Origin of the sequence: Xanthomonas sp. WHRI 8393 (assembly GCF_040203315.1) — a bacterium.
GTDB classification, from domain to species: domain Bacteria; phylum Pseudomonadota; class Gammaproteobacteria; order Xanthomonadales; family Xanthomonadaceae; genus Xanthomonas; species Xanthomonas arboricola.
This window is the reverse complement of sequence record NZ_JBEGGL010000002.1, coordinates 914,143-933,357: the sequence shown is the minus strand read 5'-3', so window position 1 is coordinate 933,357 and position 19,215 is coordinate 914,143. Positions and strand designations below refer to the sequence as shown.

Below are 19,215 nucleotides of genomic sequence, written 5' to 3'. Positions count from 1 at the left end.
CCTACATGACTACGTTACTTGTGCCGCGACTCCAATAGCGCCACCGCATCGCCCAGGCCCAGGCCTCGCGCACGCAGCAGCACGATCAGGTGATACAGCAGATCGGCAGACTCGCCGAGCAACTCGGCATCGCCCTGCACCACGCCGGCCAAGGCGGTTTCCACGCCCTCCTCGCCCACCTTCTGCGCAATGCGGCGGATGCCCTGCTCGAACAGCTTGGTGGTGTAGCTGCCGTGCGGGCGCTCCTGCTCGCGCGTGGCGATCAAGGCATCCAGGCTGCCGAGGAACTGGCCGGGCGCGCCCGGGAAGCAGCTAGTGCGGCCCAGATGGCAGGTCGGCCCGTGCGGGCGCGCCTGCACCAGCAGCGTGTCGGCGTCGCAATCGGTCTCGATCGACACCACCCGCAACACGTTGCCCGAGCTCTCGCCCTTGGTCCACAGGCGCTGCTTGCTGCGGCTGAAGAAGGTCACTTCGCCACGCTGCTGCGTCACCGCCAGCGCTTCGGCGTTCATGTAACCCAGCATCAGCACGCGCAGGTTGTCGGCGTCCTGCACGACCACCGGCAACAGGCCCTCGCCCTTGCTCCAGTCCAGCGCGGCGAGTGCGTCGCCCGCTGCCGTCTCGTTACTGCCCATCACGTACCTCGATCTGTTGCGCGCGCAAAAATTGCTTGAGTGCCGGGATCGGAATCGCGCCGCTGTGAAACACGCTTGCCGCCAGCGCGCCATCGACATCGGCCTGGTCGAACACGTCGGCAAAATGCTGCATCTCGCCAGCACCGCCGGAGGCGATCAACGGCACGTGGCAGAGCGCGCGCACCTGACGCAGCTGCGCGATGTCGTAGCCGCGCCGCACGCCGTCGTTGTCCATGCAGTTGAGCACGATCTCGCCCGCACCCAGGCGCTGCGCTTCGGCCACCCAGTCCAGCGTGCGCATCGGCAAGGCCTGGGTCTTGCTCGGGTCGCCAGTATAGCGACGCACCCTCCACTGCCCATCGTCCTCACGAATCGAGTCGACACCGACCACCACGCATTGCACGCCGAAGGCGTCGGCCAGCTCGGAGATCAACTGCGGCCTGCCAAGCGCCGGCGAGTTGATCGAAATCTTGTCGGCACCGGCATGCAGCACCGCGCGCGCGGTTTCGACATTACCGATGCCACCGGCCACGCAGAACGGGATATCGATCAGCCGCGCCACCCGCTCGACCCAGGTGTAGTCGACCGAGCGCCCTTCCGGGCTGGCACCGATGTCGTAGAACACCAGTTCGTCTGCGCCCTGCTCGCGGTAGCGCAGCGCCAGTTCGACGATGTCGCCCATGTCGATGTGGTCGCGGAACTTGACGCCCTTGACCACGCGCCCGTCGCGCACGTCCAGGCACGGAATGATACGGCGGCTCAGCATGCCAGTGCCTCCTTCAACGCCAGATGCCCTTCCAGCAAGGCCTTGCCGAGCACGATGCCGGCGCAGCCGGCAGCCTTGGCGGCCGCGACATCGGCCAGGTTGCGCGCACCACCGGACACCTGCACCTGCAACTGCGGCGCCAGCGTGCGCAGGTGCGCGTACAAATCCATGTTCGGGCCGGACAGCATGCCGTCGCGCGCGATGTCGGTGCACAGCAGATGCTGCAGGCCGGCCTGCGCGTAACGTACGGCCAACTGATCCAGCGTGGCCTCGGCGGGCTCGGTCCAGCCGTGCACCGGCAACTGCCATATGCCGTCGGCGTCCTGGCGCGTGTCCAGCGCGATGGTCAACCGATCGGCGCCAAATTCCTGCAGCCATTCGATAACGCTGTCGGGCTGGCGCACCGCCAACGAGCCGATCACCACGCGTGCGGCGCCGGCATCGAGGATACGCGCCACGTCCTCGCGTGAGCGCACGCCACCACCCGTCTGCACCCGCAAGCCGGTGGCACGTGCGATCTCGCCCAGTGTGGTGGCCAGCGTGTAACCACCGGCCTTTGCCGCATCCAGATCGACCAGATGCATCCACTGCGCGCCGGCATCGGCAAACGCCTGCGCGCGCGGCAGCACATCGTCGCCGTACTGCGTCTCGCGTGCGTAATCGCCTTGCAGCAGGCGCACCACGCGGCCGTTGCGGATATCCAGGGCCGGGTAAACGGTGAAACTCATGGGAAGCTCATCTCAAGAAAATTGCGCAGGATGCGTGCACCGGTTTCGGCCGAACGCTCGGGGTGGAACTGCGCGCCGCAGCGCAGGCCTTGCTGCACCACCGCTGTGAACAGGCCACCGTGATCGCAGGCGGCCACGGTGTCGGCCGTCACCGGCGCGGCATAACCATGCACGAAATACGCACTGGCACGCTCTGGCAGTCCGTCCAGCAGCGCGGACGCGCGCATCGGCACCAGCTGATTCCAACCCATATGCGGTACGCGAATGCCGAGCGCCGGCGTCATGTGACGCACGATGCCCGGCAGCAGACCCAGGCAGTCGACATCGCCTTCTTCGGAATGCTCGAACAGCAACTGCATCCCTAAGCAGATGCCGATCAGCGGCACCTGCAGTTGTCGCAACGGCTCGACCAGGCCCTGTGCGCGCAGGCGCGACATCGCTTCGGGCGCAGCGCCGACGCCAGGCAGGATCACCCGCTGCGCGCCCTGCAACCCGGCTGCATCACGTACCAGGCGCGCTTCCACGCCCAGCCGCTCCAACGCGTAGCGCACCGAGCCCAGATTGGCGCCGCCGGCATCGATCAACGCGACATCGGTCATAGCGCACCCTTGGTGGTGGGCAACGCGGTGCCTTCGCGACGGATCGCCTGGCGCAACGCACGCGCCAGGGCCTTGAAGCAGGCTTCGACCTTGTGGTGATCGTTCTCACCGCGCACGCTAAGGTGCAGGTTCAAACCGGAGGCGTCGCAGATCGAGCGGAAGAAATGCGGCACCAGTTCGGTCGGCATGTCGCCCACGCGCTCGCGTTTGAACTCGCCTTCGAACACGAAGTACGGCCGGCCACTGAAATCCAGCGCGGCACTGGCGATGGTTTCGTCCATCGGCAGCGTGAAGCCATGCTGCGCGGTGGCGCCGGCCACGCGCCACGGGCTGTCATCGGGATCGAAGCCGTAACGGCCGATGCCGCGCTTGTCGCCCAGCGCTTCGCGCAAGGCTTGGCCCAGCGCCAGACCGGTGTCTTCGATGGTGTGGTGCTCGTCGATGTGCAGGTCGCCTTCAGCGCGGATGTCCAGCGCAAAACCGCCGTGCTTGCCGATCTGTTCCAGCATGTGATCGAAAAACGGCAGGCCGGTGGCGGTCTTCGGCTCGGCCACGCGGTCCAGATCCAGTTCGACGCGGATCTTGGTTTCCTTGGTGTTGCGTTGAACCACCGCACGCCTTGGCGCATCGGCCAGCTCGTGCGCGATGCCGGGCCAGTCCCACTCGCCACCGAACTCGTCGGTGCGCAACTGGAAGCCACGGATATTGAGGTTCTGCGCGAACTGGATGTCGGTGATGCGGTCGCCCACCATTGCCGAGCGTGCCCAGTCGATCGTGCGGTCCTGCAGGTAAGGCACCATCAGGCCGACACCGGGTTTGCGCGTGGGCGCGTTGTCGGCCGGCCAGCTGCAATCAATCAACACCTCGCGGAACACGATGCCCTGGCTGGCGAAGATCTGCAGCATCAGGTTGTTGGGGCCATCGAAGGACGCGCGCGGATAGCTGTCGCTGCCCAGCCCGTCCTGGTTGCTGACGATGACGAACTGATAGCCGGCATCGCGCAACTTGAGCATCGCCGGAATCACGTTGTCGACCAGGCGCAGTTTTTCGTAGGCGTCGATCTGGTAATCGGCCGGCTCGGTGATCAGCGTGCCGTCGCGGTCGACGAAAAGAATCGGGGTCATGCGGCGGCCTCCTGCTTGCGTTGCAGCGCGCTCAGCACGCGCTCGTTCTGTTCGGGCGTGCCCAGGGTGATGCGCAGCGCGTCGGACAGCTGCGCAACCGCGCGTTGGTCGCGTACCACCACACCGGCCTCCAGCAATGCCTGGAATGCCGCCTCGGCATCGTCGAAGCGCACCAGCAAGAAGTTGCCCTGCGAGGGATACACCTGACGCACCCCGGCCAGTTGCTCGAGCGCCTGGTGCACGCGCGTGCGCTCGCTGCGCACCTCGGCGATGCGCCGACGCGTGACCTCCAGCGCAGGCGCCGACAAGGCCTGCTCGGCCATTGCCGCGCACGGCGTCGGCACCGGGTACGGCGCCTGGCAGCGCCGCAGCAGGGCGATCAGCTCGGCGTTGGCGATCAGGCTGCCGATGCGCGCCGCTGCCAGCGCATGCGCCTTGGACAGCGTGCGCAACATCGCCAGATTGTCGTAGCGCGCAAGCAGGCTCACAGCCGATGGCACATCGGAGAATTCGCCGTAGGCCTCGTCGACCACCACCAGCGCCTTGCCCTGCAGGGCCTGCACGGCGGTTTCGATCTCGTCCAGGGCAATCGCCGAGCCGGCCGGGTTGGACGGCGAACACAGGAACACCAGCTTGGCCTGCGAGGCCAGCGCTGCCGCGACGATCGCCGGGATATCCGCGTGAAAACCCGCAGGCCCGTCCACCAGCGGCACCTCGACCAGGGGTGCGTTCTGCAGGCGTGCGCACACCGCGTACATGCCGAACACCGGCGGCGTCACCACCACCGCATCGCGCCCGGGGGCGCACAGGCCGCGCACCAGCAGATCGATCGCCTCGTCGCTGCCGCGGCCGATCAACAGCTGCTCGGGCGCGCAGCCGTACAGCGTCGCCAGTGCGCTGCGCAAGCCCTTGGGTTGCGGATCCGGATACCGCCGCGTGCTCGCGCCCGGGTCGGCCGGATTGCCCCAAGCCGACTCGTTGGCGTTGAGCCACACATCGCCCTGCAAAGCGCTGGTGCGTGCCGACGAATAGCCGGCGAACGCACGCAGGTCCTCGCGCACCAGGTCCAGAATCGATGACGTGCTCATGCTGCCACTCCCATGCGCAATGCCACTGCATTGGCGTGCGCATCCAGGCCTTCGGCGCGCGCCAGAATCAGCGCGCATGCGCCGATGCCGTCGATGCCGGCCTTGCTGGCGGCCTGCACGCTGACCATGTTCTGGAAGCTGGCCACGCTTACGCCGCTATAGGCGCGCGCCGCGCCGCTGGTCGGCAACACATGGTTGGTGCCGCTGCAGTAATCGCCCAATGCTTCGGGCGTGTAATCGCCGAGAAACACCGAGCCAGCCGCTTCGACCTGGCTCAGCCACGCACGCGGCTCGCGCAGCGCGAGAATCAAATGCTCAGGTGCATAGCGGTTGCTGATCGCAAATGCCTCGTCCAGTGTCTGCACCTTGATCAGGCGCGATTGCGCCAGCGCCTGGCCTGCGATCCCGGCGCGCGACAGTTGCGCCAACTGGGTGTCCAGTTCCACCTGCACCGCCGCGATCAGCGCATCGCTGTCGGACAGCAGCAGCACCTGCGAGTCCGGGCCGTGTTCGGCCTGCGACAGCAGATCGGCGGCAACGAAGGCCGGCTGCGCACCGGCATCGGCGATCACCAGCACTTCGGACGGGCCGGCCGGCATGTCGATGGCCGCCGCGCCGGACTGCGCTACCTGCTGCTTGGCCTCGGTGACGAAGCTGTTGCCCGGGCCGAACAGCTTGTCGCAACTCGGAACCGATTCGCTGCCATACGCCATTGCCGCAATCGCCTGCGCACCGCCGAGCTTGAACACCCGGCGCACGCCGGTCAGCTGCGCGGCGACCAGCACTGCCGGATCCACGCTGCCGTCCTTGCGCGGCGGCGTGCACAACACCACCTCGCGGCACCCGGCCAGACGTGCCGGCACGCCCAGCATCAACGCAGTCGACGGCAACGGCGCACTGCCGGCCGGCACGTACAGGCCGACCCGGCCGATCGGCCGCACGATCTTTTCGCACACCACGCCCGGCGCGGTCTCCACCGCATACCCCTCGCTCATGCCGGCGCGGTGGAAGGTGTCGATGCGCGCCACCGCATCCTGCATGGCCTGACGCAGTTCCGGCGCCACGGCCGCTTCGGCGGCGGCGAATTCGGCCTCGCTCACGGCAAAGCTGTCCAGCGCCACGCCATCGAAACGCGCGGTGATCTCGCGCAAGGCGGCATCGCCGCGCGCGCGCACATCGGCAATCAATGCAGCCACCGCGTCGCGCGTCTGCGTGGCCACGGTCTGCACCGGGCGGGTCAATGCCTGCGTCCGCGCAGCGGCATCCAGTTGCGACCAATCGAGAATATTCATGCCAGCGAGCGCTCCACCGTCAACACCATCAGACCTTGCGCACCTGCGCGTTCGAGTTCTTCCAAGCGTTGCCAGGTCACCGCGCCATGACACATGGTCTGCAGGCGCAACGCGCCGTTGCCATCGTCGGGCAGTTGCACCAGCGGCTCTGCATCGGGCAGCAGACGGCGCAGCGCATCCACGTTGCCGTGTTCAGCGCGGAACATCAGCAGCTTGCTGTCGCGCAGCTTGAGCACGCCGTCCATGCGCCGCAGCAGCATCGCCAGCAGCGCGGCGCGTGCGTCGGCCGGCTCGCGCACCGCACCGGCCAGCACTGCTTCGCTCTCCATCACCAGCTCGACCGGCTTGAGCTGGTTGGCGGCCAGGGTGGCGCCGCTGGAAACCAGATCGCAGATCAGATCGGCGGTGCCCAGGCGCGGGGCGATCTCCACCGAGCCGGACAGCTCCACCACCGCCGCGTCGATGCCCTGGCGCTCCAGCCAGTCGGCCAGGATCGCAGGATAGCTGGTGGCGATGCGCTTGCCGGCCAGTTGCGCCACGCCCTGCCAATCCCACTCTTCCGGCACCGCGAGCATCAACCGGCACTGGCCGAAACCGACTCCGCGCACCGCGTGATACGCGGCCGGCAGGCCGTTGCGGCGGCGCTCGGATGCCTGCTCTTCGAGTTCGTTCTGGCCAACGATGCCCAGATCGCAGACGCCATCGGCGATCAGGCCGGGGATGTCGTCGTCGCGCACCAGCAGCAGGTCCACCGGCAGCGATTCGCCGTAGCAGAACAGCTTGTCGCGGCTCTGCCGCCAGCTCAGCCCGCAGGCCGCCAGCAGGCTGCGCGCCGGTTCGGCCAGACGGCCGCTCTTCTGGATGGCGATACGCAACCGGTCACGTGCCGGCGCTGCCGTGGAAGCACTCATCTTGTTCTCTCAGTGGGATTCGACAGGGCGCGACGATTGCTCGCGCAGGGCCTCGGCATAGCCGCCGGCGCCATGTTCCAGGGTGCGCGCAACGCGCCCGATGGTGGTCACGCTGACCTGGGTCAGCTCGTGGATTTCGCGATACGGCACGCCCTTGATCAACAAGGGCACCACCCGCCAGCGGTCGGACATGGCCTCCAGCTCGGCGGGCGTGCACAGGTCGCGCAGAAAGGCCTCGACCGCGCCGGGTTCCTTCAGGCACGCCAGCGCATCGGCCAGCATCTTGAGGGAGGCGGCGGCATCGGCACTTTCACGGGGGGCAGGTCGTTGTTTCATTGCGTTAATGTAATAGCGTGTTAGCACATTAACGCAGAGGCAGTCCCTGAGACAAGCCCGATGGGCGAAGCGTTCAGAGAAGTCCCGGACCGTGGCGGCGGACCAGAAACGACAGACCCACCGACACCAAGGTGCCAGTGGGCCTGTGCACGCTTTGGCAGGCGTGAGCGCCGCTACCCGTCTTTACCACCCTGGCGGCGCCATCGCGCTGCTTCCGGAGGCGTCAATCGCCGTTGACGTTACCGGCCACCAGCATCGCCCTGGCCTGCTCCAGCTCCACCAGCAAGGTGCTGGCCAGCTCGTCGCGGGCCACATCGAACTGCTGCTCGCGCACCAGGTCCTTGACCGCCACCACCCCGCGCGCCAGCTCGTCGTCGCCGGCCAGCACCACGAAGCGGATGCCCGCGCGTGCGGCGTACTGGAACTGCTTGCCGATCTTCTTCGGCTCCATCTGCACTTCGGTATTGATGCCGCCGATGCGCAGCCGGCGCGCGATATCCAGCGCATCGTCCAGGCGCGACTCGTCCATCAGCGCCACCATTGCGTGCACGCTGCTCTCGGCGATGCCCTGGATCAGGCCGGCCTCGCGCAGCTGCCAGAACAGCCGGGTCAGGCCGATCGAAATGCCAACGCCGGGCAACTTGGACTTGGTGTAGTGGCTGGCCAGGCTTTCGTAACGGCCGCCCGAGCAGATCGAGCCGATCTGCGGGTGGTCGGTCAGCGTGGTCTCGTAGACCGTGCCGGTGTAGTAGTCCAGCCCGCGCGCGATCGAGAAATTCAGGCAGTACGCGCTCTCGGGCACACCCAGTGCCTTGACCAGTTCCAGCACCTCGCGCAACTCGGCGATGCCCTCGCCCAGCGTCGCGCTCGCAGCGACCGAGGCCTCCAGCGCCTGCAGCTGCGCCAGCGCATCGGCATGCCCGTTCGAGCGCACCGCCACGAAGGCCAGGATCTTGTCGACCTGCGCGGCGGCGATGCCGAAGCCTTCGCCCACCAGCGTGTCGCGCACGTAATCGGCGCCGCGCTTGTCGATCTTGTCGACCTCGCGCAACACCGCCAGCTGCAGCTCGCCCTCGGCCACGCCCAGGCTTTCGAAGAAGCCGCGCAGCAGCTTGCGGTTGTTCAACTGCACCTTGAACGCGCCGATGCCCAGCTCGGCGAACACCGCGTGGATCACCGCCAGCACTTCGGCGTCGTAGCGGATGCTCAACGCATCCTTGCCGATCACGTCGATGTCGCACTGGTAGAACTCGCGGAACCGCCCGCGCTGGGCACGCTCGCCGCGATACACGCGCTGCATCTGGTAGCGGCGGAACGGGAAGCTCAAGTCGTGCTCGTGCTCGGCCACGTAGCGGGCCAGCGGCACGGTCAGGTCGAAACGCAGCGCCAGCTCCGGCAGGCCGCCCTCGCCGCCCTCGTCTGCCGCCGCGGCGGCATTGGCCAGCGCGCCGGTGGACTGCACGAAGTAGACCTGGCGCTCGGTCTCGCCGCCGGACTTGGTCAGCAACACATCGGACAGCTCGAACACCGGGGTTTCGACCGGCAGGAACCCGAACCGCTCGTAGTTGCGGCGGATGACGTCCAGCATGCGCTGGAACGCGATCTGCTCGCGCGGCAGCAATTCCATGATGCCGGGCGGCGTACGGGGCTTGATCACGAGCGAAACTCCTGCAGGGCAATGTGGCGAACGCGCAATTCTACCGGCTGCCGGCCGCGCTGACCGCATGGCGTATCATTCACACGCATTCCAGCAGTGCGTGACTCATGTACCGGCAGCTTCCAGACCCCAGCACGACCTGCCCGGCGCCCGGCGCGGCCACGCGCACCGATGCGCGCGGCTCCGACTGCGCACAGTGTGCGGTCCGCGGCCGGGCCATCTGCGCGGCGCTGTCGCCGCAGGAAATGGACGCACTCGACCAGGCCACCAGCGCCCAGTCCTACGCGCCCGGCAGCACCCTGGTGCGCGCCGGCGACACCCGCCACCACGTCTATACGCTGACCTCCGGTGCGCTGCGCATGGTGCGCACGCTGGCCGACGGCCGCCGCCAGGTCACCGGCTTCGTGCTGCCGGGCGATTACGTGGGGCTGACCGAAACCCCGCAGCACCGCCACGATATCGAAGCCATCATCGACAGCCGGGTCTGCCGCACGCCGCTGGCGCAGATGCGCCAGTTGCGCGAGCGCTACCCGCAGCTGGAACGCAAGCTGCTGCAGCGTGCCAGCATGGAGCTGGCCGCCGCGCAGGACACCGGCCTGCTGCTGGCGCGCCTGCAACCGGGCGAACGGCTGGCGCACTTCCTGCTGCGACTGGCCGCCCGCTCCACCCAGCCCGGCGCCAGCGGCGACACCGTCGCCCTGCCGATGAGCCGCAGCGATATCGCCGACCACCTGGGGCTGACCGTGGAAACGGTGAGCCGCACCTTCACCAAGCTGCGGCAACAGCAACTGATCGCGCTGCCGCAGCTGCATCTGGTGCAGATCCTGGATTACGCGGCGCTGCGCAGCCTGGCGGGCGATACCGTCTGAGACGCGACGGCCAGCAGGACCGATGCGACCAGCGAGCGCACGCATCCATAGGCGCAAGCGGTGCGACCGTTGGCATCACCAAACGCGGGATTCCTTGCGCGCCAGTCTGCACCAGACCACCGGCCGCGCTTTGCGCGTCGCGCAGACAGCAAGCGTCGCCGCATGACTGACCCGCAGATTCGAACGCGATGCCAGCACTTCAGGCTGATCGGGCGATCTTCACAGCCCGCGCCGCCTACAACGACTCAGCGACCGCCCACAGTCGCACTCGCCACCGCCGCACCGCAGCCGCCACCCAGTAGCCGCGATTGCCGCAGCCAGGCCCGGTCCGGGTAGTAGGCGAATACGAAGGCGCCTTCACGCAAGGTATCGATCAACTGTCTGGCCACCGCCGGACGCACCGCCGGGCAGCCCAGGCTGCGGCCAAGCCGGCCCTGCGTGCGGATCACCGCCTCGCTGACATAGGGCGCGCCGTGGATCACGATCGCGCGGTCGCGCGCATGGTCGTTGAAGCCGGGCTCCAGGCCCTTCAGCCGTAACGAATAACCGTTGTGGCCGGTATATGACTCCTGCGCGGTGAACGCGCCCAGGCTGGACTGGAAACTGCCGTCGTCGTTGGAAAACTTGGCCGCTAGGTTGTTGCCGGTATTGCGCCCATGCGCCACCCATTCCTGGAACAGCAGCCGCTGCCGCTCCAGATCGAACACCCACAGCCGGCGCTCGGTCGACGGCCGGCTGTAGTCGATGACGCTGAGCACGCGTTCGGCGCCCACCTGCTGGCGCTGCCGCGCGCATTGCAGCGCCTCGGCCGCCAGGGCCAGCACCTGGCGATCCAGCGACGGCGCCTGCCGCGCCAATGCATCGACCAGACCGATACGCGGTGCGCCCAGTCCCGGCAACGGCGCGGCGGAGATGGCATCGGCCGCACTGGCCATTCCAGCCGCTGCCCACCCGCACAACGCGGCGGCAACGGCGATCACTCGATAAGACATGCAACGACCCACATCGGACGCGGCGCCATGGCGGAACCGCACCCCCTACAAATAGCCGCATGTGCGGCACTTTCCAACCCCGGCAGGCTGAACGCGTTCGGTCAGGCGGCATCCGCAAGCAGGCGCTGCCGGAACGCCGCATAGTCCGGCGCCAGGGTTTCGGCATATGCAGGACGCTGCAGCAGCGCGGCCAGTGCCGGCGGCGCCTCCACCTCACGCCCGATCAGCGGCTCGACCACGCCTTCGAACTTGGCCGGATGTGCGGTGGCCGCCACCGCCCAGTCGCCGGTGCCCCCCTCGGCCCCTTCTGCGCGCAGCTGCTCCAGCACATGCACGGCGGTGGCGGTATGCGGGCAATGCACTTCGCCGTAGTGCGCAAAGCGCTGCTGCACGGTGTGGCGGATCGCAGCATCGTCCACCGAGAGCGCACGGAAGGCCTCGCGCAGCGCCGCATCGTCGCCCTGGTAGAGCCAGCGCAGCCGTTCGAAGTTGCTCGGCGCACCCACATCCATCGCATTGGCCAGCGTGGCGATGCTGGGCTGCGGCGCGTAATCGTCGCCGGCAAAATAATCCGGCAACACATGATTGGCATTGGACGCCAACGCGATACGGCCCAGCGGCACACCGAGCGCGCGCGCCAGGATCGCCGCCAGCCCGTTGCCCAGGTTGCCGGTGGGCACCACCAGATTCAGCGCCGCCCCCGCGCCGGCATGGTGCTGCAGGGCGGCGTGCGCGTAATAGCTCATCTGCGGCAGCAAGCGGCCCAAGCTGATGCTGTTGGCCGAACTCAGCGGCAGCTGCGCCTGCAGCGCGGCATCGTTCAAGGCCTGCTTGACCATCGCCTGGCAATCGTCGAACGAGCCGGCCACGCGCAGGGCGTGGATGTTGTCGCCGAAGCAGCCCAGCTGATGCGCCTGGCGCGGCGACACGCGCCCATCCGGATACAGCACCACCACGCGCAGACCCGGCTGGCGGTGGAATGCCGCGGCCACCGCAGCGCCGGTGTCGCCGGAGGTGGCGACCAGGATGGTGAGCGGGCGGTCTTCGGCACGGCGCAGGCGGGTCAGGCAGGCGGCAAGAAAGCGCGCGCCGAAATCCTTGAACGCGGCGGTCGGGCCATGGAACAGCTCCAGCGCGTAGTCGCCGGGCGTGCCCAGGGCCACCAGCGGCGCCGGGAAGTCGAAGGCTTCGGCACAGATGGCCGGCAGCTCGGCCGCCAGCGCATCGCCGTCGAAGAACGGCTGCAGCAACGTGGCGGCGGTGTCGGCCAAGGTGGTGCCGGCCGTCAGCGTGCGTGCCGGTGGCAGGGTCTGCGGCACGTACAGGCCGCCATCGGGCGCCAGGCCGGCGGCAATCGCCTGGCTCAGGCTTGCGGCGGGCGCGCCGCCACGGGTGGAGAGGAAGTTCATGGTGACGACTCCAGACAAGACGAAGACGGGGCGTGGCCCGTGAATGAGAAGGCCGGACACTGCGGCATGGCAGCGCCGCGTTGCGGCGGCGCCCGGCAAGGGCGGCGCAGCGCTATGCTGCGCGCACCTTCCAGTGGAGCCGGCAGATGATCAAGGTCAGCGTGATGTACCCGTACCGCGAAGGCGCCCGCTTCGACCACGCCTACTATCGCGACGCGCACATGCCGCTGGTGAGCGCGCGGATGGGCGCGGCCTGCCTGCGCTATACGGTGGACAAGGGCATCAGCGGCGGCGAGCCGGGCAGCCCCCCGGCCTTCATCGGCATGTGCCATATCTTCTGCGAGTCGGTGGAGGCCTTCGGCGCCAGCTTCGGGCCGCACGCCGAGGAGATTCTCGCCGATATCGCCAACTACACCGATCTTGCGCCAGTGATGCAGATCAGCGAGGTGGTGGTCGGTTAAAGCGTGCCTTGCGCGCTGCACGGCCTGCCTGCCGTGCGCGGGCGATCGATCGACGACGACATCCGCGCGATGGCTCATGCGAGCAACCGCGCGGCCGGGCTGGCGATCGGGGACACCCAGTGCTGGCTGTCCAGGCCAACACCTGCGAAGGCGGCCTTGACCGATGCGGCGGCCGCGTCGGCGGCCGCGCGCGATGCGAACCAGGCGAACACACTGGGGCCGGCGCCGGAGATGCTGGCGCCCAAGGCGTCGTGATCCAGCGCGGCCTGCTTGGCAGCGGCAAAGCCGGCGATCAAGGGCGCACGGCGTGGTTCGACCAGCACATCGCGCAGGCCCGCACGCACCAACCCCGCATCGCCGGCATGGCAGCCGGCCAGCACCAAGGCCAGATTGGTGCTCTGCGCGACGAACTCGCGCAGCTGATAGTCGCCGGCCAGGGCTTCGCGCGCGCGGCGCGTTTCCAGCACCGCATCCGGATGCACCAGCAGGCTATGCCATGCAGCCGGCACGTTGATCGGCACCAGCCGCTCCAACGTGCACAACACCAAGCCGCCTAGAAACAGCGGCCCCAGGTTGTCGCCATGGCGGCTACCACTGGCCACCGCCTCGCCATCGAGTGCGTGCTGGTAGAGCTGCTCGTTGCGCAGCGGCGCGTCCAGCAGCGCGTTGGCGGCAACCAACGCCGCCACGCATGACGCTGCCGAGCCGCCCATGCCCGAACTCAAGGCGATGCCTTTGTCGATTTCGATTTCAAAGCCGAACGGCAGCGACAACGCCGCGCGCAACGACATCAAGGCCGCACCCGCCGTGTTGCGTTCGGCATCCAGCGGCAGGGCCACGGTGGTGCCGCGGATGGCGGCGATTCGCACCACGGGCGCATCGATGCGCCGCACCGTGACGGTGTCGCCGACGCCGTCGATGGGATAGCCGAGCAGATCGAATCCCACCGCCACATTCGCCACCGAGGCCGGTGCGAAGGCGCGTGCCTGGCCAAGCTCGCGCGCTGCAATCGCCACCTGTTGCATCTCCGCGGACTGGTCTGCAACCGCCTGATTCACAAGCGTGCCCCCTCGCCCGCCGCCACCCGCAGCAGATCGGCAAACACGCCGGCCGCGGTGACTTCCGGGCCAGCGCCCGGGCCTTGCACCACCAACGGGTTTTCGCAGTAGCGACGCGTGGTGAACTGCACCACGTTGTCGGTCAGGCGCAAGTTGGCGAACGCGTGATCGGCCGGCAGTTCGACCAGGCCGACGCTAGGTGCGCGATCCGGCGGCAGCTGCGCGACATAGCGCAGCACATTGCCGCGTGCACGTGCGTCGGCCAGGCGCTGCGCGAACGTCGCATCCACCTCATGCAGGCGCGCCATGAAATCGTCCACGCTGGCCTGACGCAGTGCTTCGGGCACCAGGCTCTCGACCTGCACATCTTCCAGGCTGATCTCGCGCCCGGCTTCGCGCGCCAGGATCACCAGCTTGCGCGCCACATCCACACCCGACAGATCGTCGCGCGGATCCGGTTCGGTATAGCCCATGCCGCGCGCCTGCGTCACCAGTTCGGCGAACGGCACGCTGCCGTCGTACTTGTTGAACAGCCAGGCCAACGTGCCGGAGAAGATGCCTTCGATCGAGGTCACCGCATCGCCGGTGTCCACCAGATCGCGCAGCGTGGTGATCACCGGCAAGCCGGCGCCCACGGTGGCTTCGTAACGGAAGCGCGCGCCGCTGGCATCGGCCGCCGCACGGATCGCCTGATACCGCTGCAACGGACCGGAGCCGGCCTGCTTGTTCGGCGTCACCACATGGATGCCGGCAGCCAACCACTCCGCATAGCGATCGGCCACTTCCGCGCTGCCGCTGCAATCGATGATCACCGTATGCGGCAGATGCGCGGACAACAGGTGCGTGGTGAAACGCTCCAGATCGGTCGCGGTGGCTGCGGAGGCGAAGGCATCGCGCCAGTTGCCGACCAGGCCGCGCTCGTCCAGCAGCATGCGGCCACGCGATACCACCGCGCGCAGGCGCAGATCCAGGTTGGCCTTGCCCAGCAACTGCGGCTGCGCAATGCGCAACTGGTCCAGCAACGCCGCGCCCACGTTACCCGGGCCAATCACGCCCACCGAGAACGTCTGCGGCGACAGCCAGAAGCCGGCATGCGCAGCGCGCAAGGCCTTGGTCGCATGCGCTGCGTCGATGGCCACCGAGATGTTGCGCTCCGACGAACCCTGTGCGATCGCCAGGATATTGACCTGCGCACGCCCCAGTGACTCGAACAGCCGCGCCGCCACGCCCGGCTGTCCGGCCATGCCATCGCCCACTGCGGCGAGCACACTGATGCCGGTGGTCAGCTGCACACGCTGCACCTGACCGACCGTGAGTTCATGCGCAAACGCCTGCAGCAAGGCATTGCGCGCGCGCTCGGACTCGTGCTGCTTGACCACGCAACAGATCGAATGCTCGGACGAGCCCTGCGAGATCATCACCACCGACACCTGCGCCGTGCGCAGCGCCGCGAACACGCGCTCGGCGGTGCCGGGCACGCCGATCAATCCAGTGCCTTCCAGATTCAGCACGGCCAGGTCGGGGCTGAGCGTCAGCCCCTTGATCGGCCCGCTCACCGCGCTGCTGGCGGTGATGCGCGTACCCGGATGTTCGGGCTGGAACGTGTTGCGGATGATGATCGGCAAGCCGCGCTCGATGGCCGGCGACATGGTCTGCGGGTGCACCACCTTGGCGCCGAAATAGGCCAGCTCGCAGGCCTCGTCGTAGCTCAGCGTTTCCAGTTGCACCGCTTCGGGCACCACGCGCGGGTCGGCCGACAGTACGCCGTCCACGTCGGTCCAGATATGCAGCTCATCGGCATCGAACAAGGCCGCGAAAATTGCACCGGAATAATCGCTGCCGTTGCGCCCCAACGTGGTGATGCGGTCGGCGCGGTCGCGCGCCACAAACCCGGTGACCACCACGCGCGTCTGCGGATGCGCCTGGCGCCAGGTGGCAAGGCGCTGCGCGCTGGTGTCCCAGTCCACATCGACACCCAGTTCGCCACGGTTGACCACCAGCACATCGCGCGCATCCAGCACCGCGCAATCCTCGCCAAGCGCACGGAAATGGTCGCCCAGCAATTGCGCCGAATACACCTCGCCCAGACCTTGCACGCGGTCGAGCACCTCGCGCGGCAGCTCGCCGATCACCGCCAAGGCGCCGAGAATCTGCGACAGATGCTCGAAGCGCTCGTCCAGCCATTCGACGGTCGGCCCGGAATGCTCGCCCAGCAGGGCCACCGCCGCACCGCGATGGCGCGCCCGCGTCTCATGCCAGCGCTCGCGCCATTCGGGGCGGTTCTGCGCGGCCAGTTCGGCCAGCGCGATCAAGGCATCGGTCACCCCCTTCATCGCCGACACCACGGTGACCTGCACCGACTCGTCGCGTGCCAGCAACAGCTGCGCCACATGCCGGTAGCGCTCGGCATCGGCCACCGACGTGCCGCCGAATTTGTGCACGACGGTGCGTGCGGAAGATGCGGCAACAGCGGCGGGTTCGAGCAAAACAACAGGCGATGACATCGACAGACCTCGTTAGGGAGGCCCCGTCCGCATCAGATGAGGGAGGAAAGCCCCCGCATCCTGATCCGGGTGCGGGGCCGTTGTTTTCGGAAGTTACGCGAAGACGACGGGCCGCACCGGGCGAATGGTGACGGTGGTAATGGTGGTGCTAATGCCGGCCGCGCCCGCACCCGGCCGCAGCTGCGGCTGACAGGTAAGCGAAGCGGTGGCGCAGGCGTTATGCATGTACGCAAAAGACATCACCGGGCCGAGGCCTGTCAAGCGTTGCGTGACGGGGCGGCCGCACGCGCTCGGCAGACAGAACAGAAAACCTTGCTGTTCAGGGATTTAAGCGGCGCCCTCGCAAGCAATTGATTGCTATGGAAACTTTTGAAGCCACCTCAGTGGGTGGCGCTGCGCAGGTTTCGAGCATGGATTGGTGCAGTCGTGCGACTTGGCTAATGCGATGCGGCTGAAGGATCGCTTGTGCGCGAGTGCATCACATCGCTGCCGGTGTCACTACGCCAAGCAACATATCACTTCGGATCAACGGTAGATGATCGCCATCGCCGCGACGCACGGTGCAAGTCAGCAAGCGCAGCAGAAAGATCAGCCAAGCACCTGAGGATTGAGCTGCCAGACCGAAAAGTTGAGCCCAGCCGCGAAGCTCACCCACGCCAGATACGGCACCAATAACCACGCCGCCAGTGCCTGCCGCTTCGCGAACACGGCGATCGTTCCGGCCAACACCAGCCACAGCGCCACGATGTCGGCAAACGCCCAGGCTCCCAACTGCCACGCAAAGAACAGCCAGCTCCACAAACCATTGAGCGTCAACTGCAGCACGAACAGGCCCAGCGCCGGACGCGTCCCCGCCCGGCTGCCGCGCCGCCACACCAACCAGACCGACACCGCCATCATTCCGTACAACACTGTCCACACCGGTCCGAACAACCAGCCCGGCGGCGCCCACTCCGGCCGCGCAAGTTCTGCATAGAAGCCGGCCGCCTGGATGGATGCCATCGCACCAAGCCCAGCGACGGCATAGCAAAGCACCGGCCAACCCAGAAGGCCGAACCATTGCGATTTTTTTGAACGTCCTTGGGTCATGACTGCTTTGGCCTGTGATCCGCGCTCGTCAGCGTGGCAGAGCTTCTGTGCAAGCCGTGACTACGCGCATAAGCGAGTCCGCGCTCAGCTAACGCCGTACGGATTCGTGCCGTCATGTCCAATCTCCTCGGGATAGGTAATTGGACTCCAAAGCAATGCGCCACTCAAAATCGGGGGGATGTCGCGAGCGCGTTGGCATCGTATTGGATTTCGTTGAGTCGGGAAGGCCGATGCAAACCGGTTTCATCGAACGCCTCAACGGCAGCTAAAGGCGCGGCGTGCTGGGCATGCATCTCTTCCGCACGCTGAGCGAGGTCCGTGAGCAGACCGAGCAGTGGCTGGCCGACTACAACCAACAGATACCGCGCGACAGCGTGGGCGGGCTAACTCCCGCCGAGTTTGGCGATTAACATCAACCACAGACCTCTAATTTTCGCTGGAATTGAATTACGGGGATTCGACAATGGCATTCCAACGCCGACGGCCAGTGAAGGGCGCAATCCACCATAGCGACCAGGGCACGCAATACACCAGCGGTGCGTATCAGCGGCAATTGCAGGAAGCTGGGCTAGTCGCGAGCATGAGTTGCAAGGGCATGCCTTAAGACAATGCATTGATGGAAAGCTTCTTCAACTCGCTCAAGCAGGAACTGACGCACCACGAGCGCTTCGCCAGTCTCGACGAAGCGCGCGGGAAGGTGTTCGAGTACATCGAAGTGTTCTACAACCGGCAGCGGTTGCACAGTGCGCTGGGCTACCGCTGCCGGCCGAGTTCGAAAAGATGGTTATTGCCCCCTAATTAATCTGTCCGAGAAATCGGGGGTAGCTCAACCTGACCCCCTTATTCGTGGACCCCGTCATTCGTGATTTTATACGGCTCAAAGCCGGAGCCAAGTCAACCGTTCCTTCGAACAACTGACCTGTTTTTCTCAACGACTTTAGTACCATTAATAAAGCGGGTCAGATCTTGCAAGGCATTCTCGGCGCGCTTTTTACTTCCCCCGATAATCCATCGCTGCTTTTGATAATACCGATCGCACCGGCTTTGGTACCCATTACACCAAGCGACGACAGCGATGTATCCACAAGCATCAAGCTAGTCGCATGGCTCGCAGGCTGCATTGCTTGCTGATCGCGATCGGTCAAAGCACCAAATACGTTGGTGCCGATGAACGGTGTCAACGGATTGACCAGATACTGCTCTTTCTTTTCCGAAAAAACCCCGCTATCGGCGTCGCCGCCCACAGTTTAATGCCCAAAGTCTTCACCGGGCCACCTACCGCAGCCATCAAGACCAGCGCGGCAGTCTCTGCATTGTCTTCGCCCAGCCAGTTCTTGAACTGCTCTACCTTCTTCCCAAGCGTGTTGACGCTGGCGCCGTTGTTGCCAACCAGGCAGTACTTTCACTATTTCCTTCTCTTGATAAATTCCATCATTGCTCGGGCATCATGTTCAACCAAATCTTCTAACAGATCATGTGCTGCCCAATGTATGATTTCGTCCGTACCATCATCACCCTTACAAATAATCATATCACTAGAAAGAAATGAATCGGTTACTACGCAATTATCTTCACTTACGGCCAAAAATCCTTGATACCCCTCATGCGGTGTAATCCAATAGTATTTTTTTCCATTAACCCAATAAATTCCAAGAACTTCTATTGAATTTTCGCTATCATTCAACTTTATATGCATG

General features: G+C 66.3%; 19 protein-coding genes and 2 pseudogenes. 4 read left to right on the top strand and 17 right to left on the bottom strand.

From position 1 onward, the window contains the following. Window positions 1-14: 14 nt before the first annotated feature. The 10 genes from hisIE to hisS form a co-directional block, all read right to left on the bottom strand. The gene (hisIE, locus tag ABQ137_RS10115) at window positions 15-635 is read right to left on the bottom strand and encodes a bifunctional phosphoribosyl-AMP cyclohydrolase/phosphoribosyl-ATP diphosphatase HisIE (protein ID WP_104608513.1); all 621 of its coding nucleotides are present in this window, start codon (window positions 633-635) and stop codon (window positions 15-17) included. Further along, window positions 625-1,401 (bottom strand): imidazole glycerol phosphate synthase subunit HisF, encoded by a 777-nt coding sequence (gene hisF / locus ABQ137_RS10110; RefSeq protein ID WP_226427772.1) that lies wholly within the window; start codon window positions 1,399-1,401, stop codon window positions 625-627. Before hisF ends, hisIE begins: the two co-directional genes overlap by 11 nt. Then, window positions 1,395-2,129, bottom strand: coding sequence for a 1-(5-phosphoribosyl)-5-[(5-phosphoribosylamino)methylideneamino]imidazole-4-carboxamide isomerase (gene hisA / locus ABQ137_RS10105; protein WP_349782248.1), 735 nt, complete (start codon window positions 2,127-2,129; stop codon window positions 1,395-1,397). Before hisA ends, hisF begins: the two co-directional genes overlap by 7 nt. Continuing rightward, entirely contained in the window at window positions 2,126-2,728 is a 603-nt protein-coding gene (hisH, locus tag ABQ137_RS10100) for an imidazole glycerol phosphate synthase subunit HisH (RefSeq protein WP_039521347.1), read from the bottom strand. The genes hisA and hisH overlap by 4 nt, the downstream gene beginning before the upstream one ends. Further along, window positions 2,725-3,852, bottom strand: a complete 1,128-nt coding sequence (gene hisB / locus ABQ137_RS10095; protein WP_046342437.1) for a bifunctional histidinol-phosphatase/imidazoleglycerol-phosphate dehydratase HisB — start codon at window positions 3,850-3,852, stop codon at window positions 2,725-2,727. The genes hisH and hisB overlap by 4 nt, the downstream gene beginning before the upstream one ends. Further along, window positions 3,849-4,940 carry a histidinol-phosphate transaminase gene (gene hisC, locus ABQ137_RS10090; RefSeq protein WP_349782247.1) on the bottom strand — a complete coding sequence of 364 codons (1,092 nt, stop codon included), beginning with the start codon at window positions 4,938-4,940 and terminating at the stop codon, window positions 3,849-3,851. Before hisC ends, hisB begins: the two co-directional genes overlap by 4 nt. After that, window positions 4,937-6,232 carry a histidinol dehydrogenase gene (hisD, locus tag ABQ137_RS10085; protein WP_349782246.1) on the bottom strand — a complete coding sequence of 432 codons (1,296 nt, stop codon included), beginning with the start codon at window positions 6,230-6,232 and terminating at the stop codon, window positions 4,937-4,939. Before hisD ends, hisC begins: the two co-directional genes overlap by 4 nt. After that, window positions 6,229-7,143 carry an ATP phosphoribosyltransferase gene (gene hisG, locus ABQ137_RS10080; protein WP_026064776.1) on the bottom strand — a complete coding sequence of 305 codons (915 nt, stop codon included), beginning with the start codon at window positions 7,141-7,143 and terminating at the stop codon, window positions 6,229-6,231. The genes hisD and hisG overlap by 4 nt, the downstream gene beginning before the upstream one ends. A 9-nt stretch (window positions 7,144-7,152) precedes the next feature. Continuing rightward, window positions 7,153-7,479: a YerC/YecD family TrpR-related protein gene (locus tag ABQ137_RS10075; protein WP_039521339.1), complete on the bottom strand. Its 327-nt coding sequence runs from the start codon at window positions 7,477-7,479 to the stop codon at window positions 7,153-7,155. Window positions 7,480-7,702: 223 nt separating this feature from the next. Further along, on the bottom strand, window positions 7,703-9,136 hold the full coding sequence (hisS, locus tag ABQ137_RS10070) for a histidine--tRNA ligase (RefSeq protein ID WP_104595543.1): 1,434 nt from the start codon (window positions 9,134-9,136) through the stop codon (window positions 7,703-7,705). A 245-nt stretch (window positions 9,137-9,381) separates the two neighbouring features. On the opposite strand from hisS, the gene ABQ137_RS10065 reads away from it, so the two are divergent. After that, entirely contained in the window at window positions 9,382-10,005 is a 624-nt protein-coding gene (locus tag ABQ137_RS10065) for a Crp/Fnr family transcriptional regulator (RefSeq protein WP_054592468.1), read from the top strand. 245 nt (window positions 10,006-10,250) lie between these two features. Here the strand turns inward: ABQ137_RS10065 and ABQ137_RS10060 are convergent, their stop codons facing one another. Further along, the gene (locus tag ABQ137_RS10060) at window positions 10,251-10,997 is read right to left on the bottom strand and encodes a murein L,D-transpeptidase catalytic domain family protein (protein ID WP_104595542.1); all 747 of its coding nucleotides are present in this window, start codon (window positions 10,995-10,997) and stop codon (window positions 10,251-10,253) included. A 101-nt stretch (window positions 10,998-11,098) separates the two neighbouring features. Next, entirely contained in the window at window positions 11,099-12,406 is a 1,308-nt protein-coding gene (gene thrC / locus ABQ137_RS10055; RefSeq protein WP_349782245.1) for a threonine synthase, read from the bottom strand. Window positions 12,407-12,552: 146 nt separating this feature from the next. Between thrC and ABQ137_RS10050 the strand changes: the two genes are divergently transcribed. Then, the gene (locus ABQ137_RS10050) at window positions 12,553-12,867 is read left to right on the top strand and encodes an EthD family reductase (RefSeq protein ID WP_047125476.1); all 315 of its coding nucleotides are present in this window, start codon (window positions 12,553-12,555) and stop codon (window positions 12,865-12,867) included. A gap of 74 nt (window positions 12,868-12,941) precedes the next feature. On the opposite strand, the gene ABQ137_RS10045 is transcribed toward ABQ137_RS10050, so the two are convergent. The 3 genes from ABQ137_RS10045 to ABQ137_RS10035 all read right to left on the bottom strand — a co-directional run bounded on the left by ABQ137_RS10045 (window position 12,942) and on the right by ABQ137_RS10035 (window position 17,518). Next, window positions 12,942-13,892 (bottom strand): homoserine kinase, encoded by a 951-nt coding sequence (locus ABQ137_RS10045; protein ID WP_102581199.1) that lies wholly within the window; start codon window positions 13,890-13,892, stop codon window positions 12,942-12,944. A gap of 29 nt (window positions 13,893-13,921) precedes the next feature. Further along, window positions 13,922-16,429: a bifunctional aspartate kinase/homoserine dehydrogenase I gene (gene thrA / locus ABQ137_RS10040; RefSeq protein WP_065050059.1), complete on the bottom strand. Its 2,508-nt coding sequence runs from the start codon at window positions 16,427-16,429 to the stop codon at window positions 13,922-13,924. 588 nt (window positions 16,430-17,017) lie between these two features. Next, a complete protein-coding gene (locus ABQ137_RS10035) occupies window positions 17,018-17,518 on the bottom strand; it encodes a TspO/MBR family protein (protein WP_349782244.1) in 501 nt (166 codons plus the stop codon). Window positions 17,519-17,703: 185 nt separating this feature from the next. Here ABQ137_RS10035 and ABQ137_RS10030 point away from each other — a divergent pair. After that, a pseudogene (locus tag ABQ137_RS10030) lies at window positions 17,704-17,928 on the top strand (integrase core domain-containing protein); the annotation flags it as partial. Between the two features lie 56 nt (window positions 17,929-17,984). Further along, a pseudogene (locus ABQ137_RS10025) lies at window positions 17,985-18,316 on the top strand (transposase); the annotation flags it as partial. A 161-nt stretch (window positions 18,317-18,477) separates the two neighbouring features. On the opposite strand, the gene ABQ137_RS10020 reads toward ABQ137_RS10025, so the two are convergent. Continuing rightward, the gene (locus ABQ137_RS10020) at window positions 18,478-18,762 is read right to left on the bottom strand and encodes a hypothetical protein (protein WP_349782243.1); all 285 of its coding nucleotides are present in this window, start codon (window positions 18,760-18,762) and stop codon (window positions 18,478-18,480) included. Between the two features lie 161 nt (window positions 18,763-18,923). After that, window positions 18,924-19,214: a hypothetical protein gene (locus ABQ137_RS10015; RefSeq protein ID WP_349782242.1), complete on the bottom strand. Its 291-nt coding sequence runs from the start codon at window positions 19,212-19,214 to the stop codon at window positions 18,924-18,926. Between the last annotated feature and the right edge of the window lies 1 nt (window position 19,215).

Excerpts from the sequence above, each read along its gene's own strand:
- ABQ137_RS10015 (WP_349782242.1), bottom strand. The coding sequence starts at position 19,214 with ATGCATATAAAGTTGAATGATAGCGAAAATTCAATAGAAGTTCTTGGA.
- thrC (WP_349782245.1), bottom strand. The coding sequence starts at position 12,406 with ATGAACTTCCTCTCCACCCGTGGCGGCGCGCCCGCCGCAAGCCTGAGC.
- hisG (WP_026064776.1), bottom strand. The coding sequence starts at position 7,143 with ATGAGTGCTTCCACGGCAGCGCCGGCACGTGACCGGTTGCGTATCGCC.
- hisB (WP_046342437.1), bottom strand. The coding sequence starts at position 3,852 with ATGACCCCGATTCTTTTCGTCGACCGCGACGGCACGCTGATCACCGAG.
- ABQ137_RS10060 (WP_104595542.1), bottom strand. The coding sequence starts at position 10,997 with ATGTCTTATCGAGTGATCGCCGTTGCCGCCGCGTTGTGCGGGTGGGCA.
- hisF (WP_226427772.1), bottom strand. The coding sequence starts at position 1,401 with ATGCTGAGCCGCCGTATCATTCCGTGCCTGGACGTGCGCGACGGGCGC.
- hisD (WP_349782246.1), bottom strand. The coding sequence starts at position 6,232 with ATGAATATTCTCGATTGGTCGCAACTGGATGCCGCTGCGCGGACGCAG.
- hisA (WP_349782248.1), bottom strand. The coding sequence starts at position 2,129 with ATGAGTTTCACCGTTTACCCGGCCCTGGATATCCGCAACGGCCGCGTG.
- ABQ137_RS10045 (WP_102581199.1), bottom strand. The coding sequence starts at position 13,892 with ATGCAACAGGTGGCGATTGCAGCGCGCGAGCTTGGCCAGGCACGCGCC.
- hisC (WP_349782247.1), bottom strand. The coding sequence starts at position 4,940 with ATGAGCACGTCATCGATTCTGGACCTGGTGCGCGAGGACCTGCGTGCG.
- ABQ137_RS10035 (WP_349782244.1), bottom strand. The coding sequence starts at position 17,518 with ATGACCCAAGGACGTTCAAAAAAATCGCAATGGTTCGGCCTTCTGGGT.
- hisIE (WP_104608513.1), bottom strand. The coding sequence starts at position 635 with ATGGGCAGTAACGAGACGGCAGCGGGCGACGCACTCGCCGCGCTGGAC.
- thrA (WP_065050059.1), bottom strand. The coding sequence starts at position 16,429 with ATGTCATCGCCTGTTGTTTTGCTCGAACCCGCCGCTGTTGCCGCATCT.
- ABQ137_RS10075 (WP_039521339.1), bottom strand. The coding sequence starts at position 7,479 with ATGAAACAACGACCTGCCCCCCGTGAAAGTGCCGATGCCGCCGCCTCC.
- ABQ137_RS10050 (WP_047125476.1), top strand. The coding sequence starts at position 12,553 with ATGATCAAGGTCAGCGTGATGTACCCGTACCGCGAAGGCGCCCGCTTC.
- ABQ137_RS10065 (WP_054592468.1), top strand. The coding sequence starts at position 9,382 with ATGGACGCACTCGACCAGGCCACCAGCGCCCAGTCCTACGCGCCCGGC.
- hisH (WP_039521347.1), bottom strand. The coding sequence starts at position 2,728 with ATGACCGATGTCGCGTTGATCGATGCCGGCGGCGCCAATCTGGGCTCG.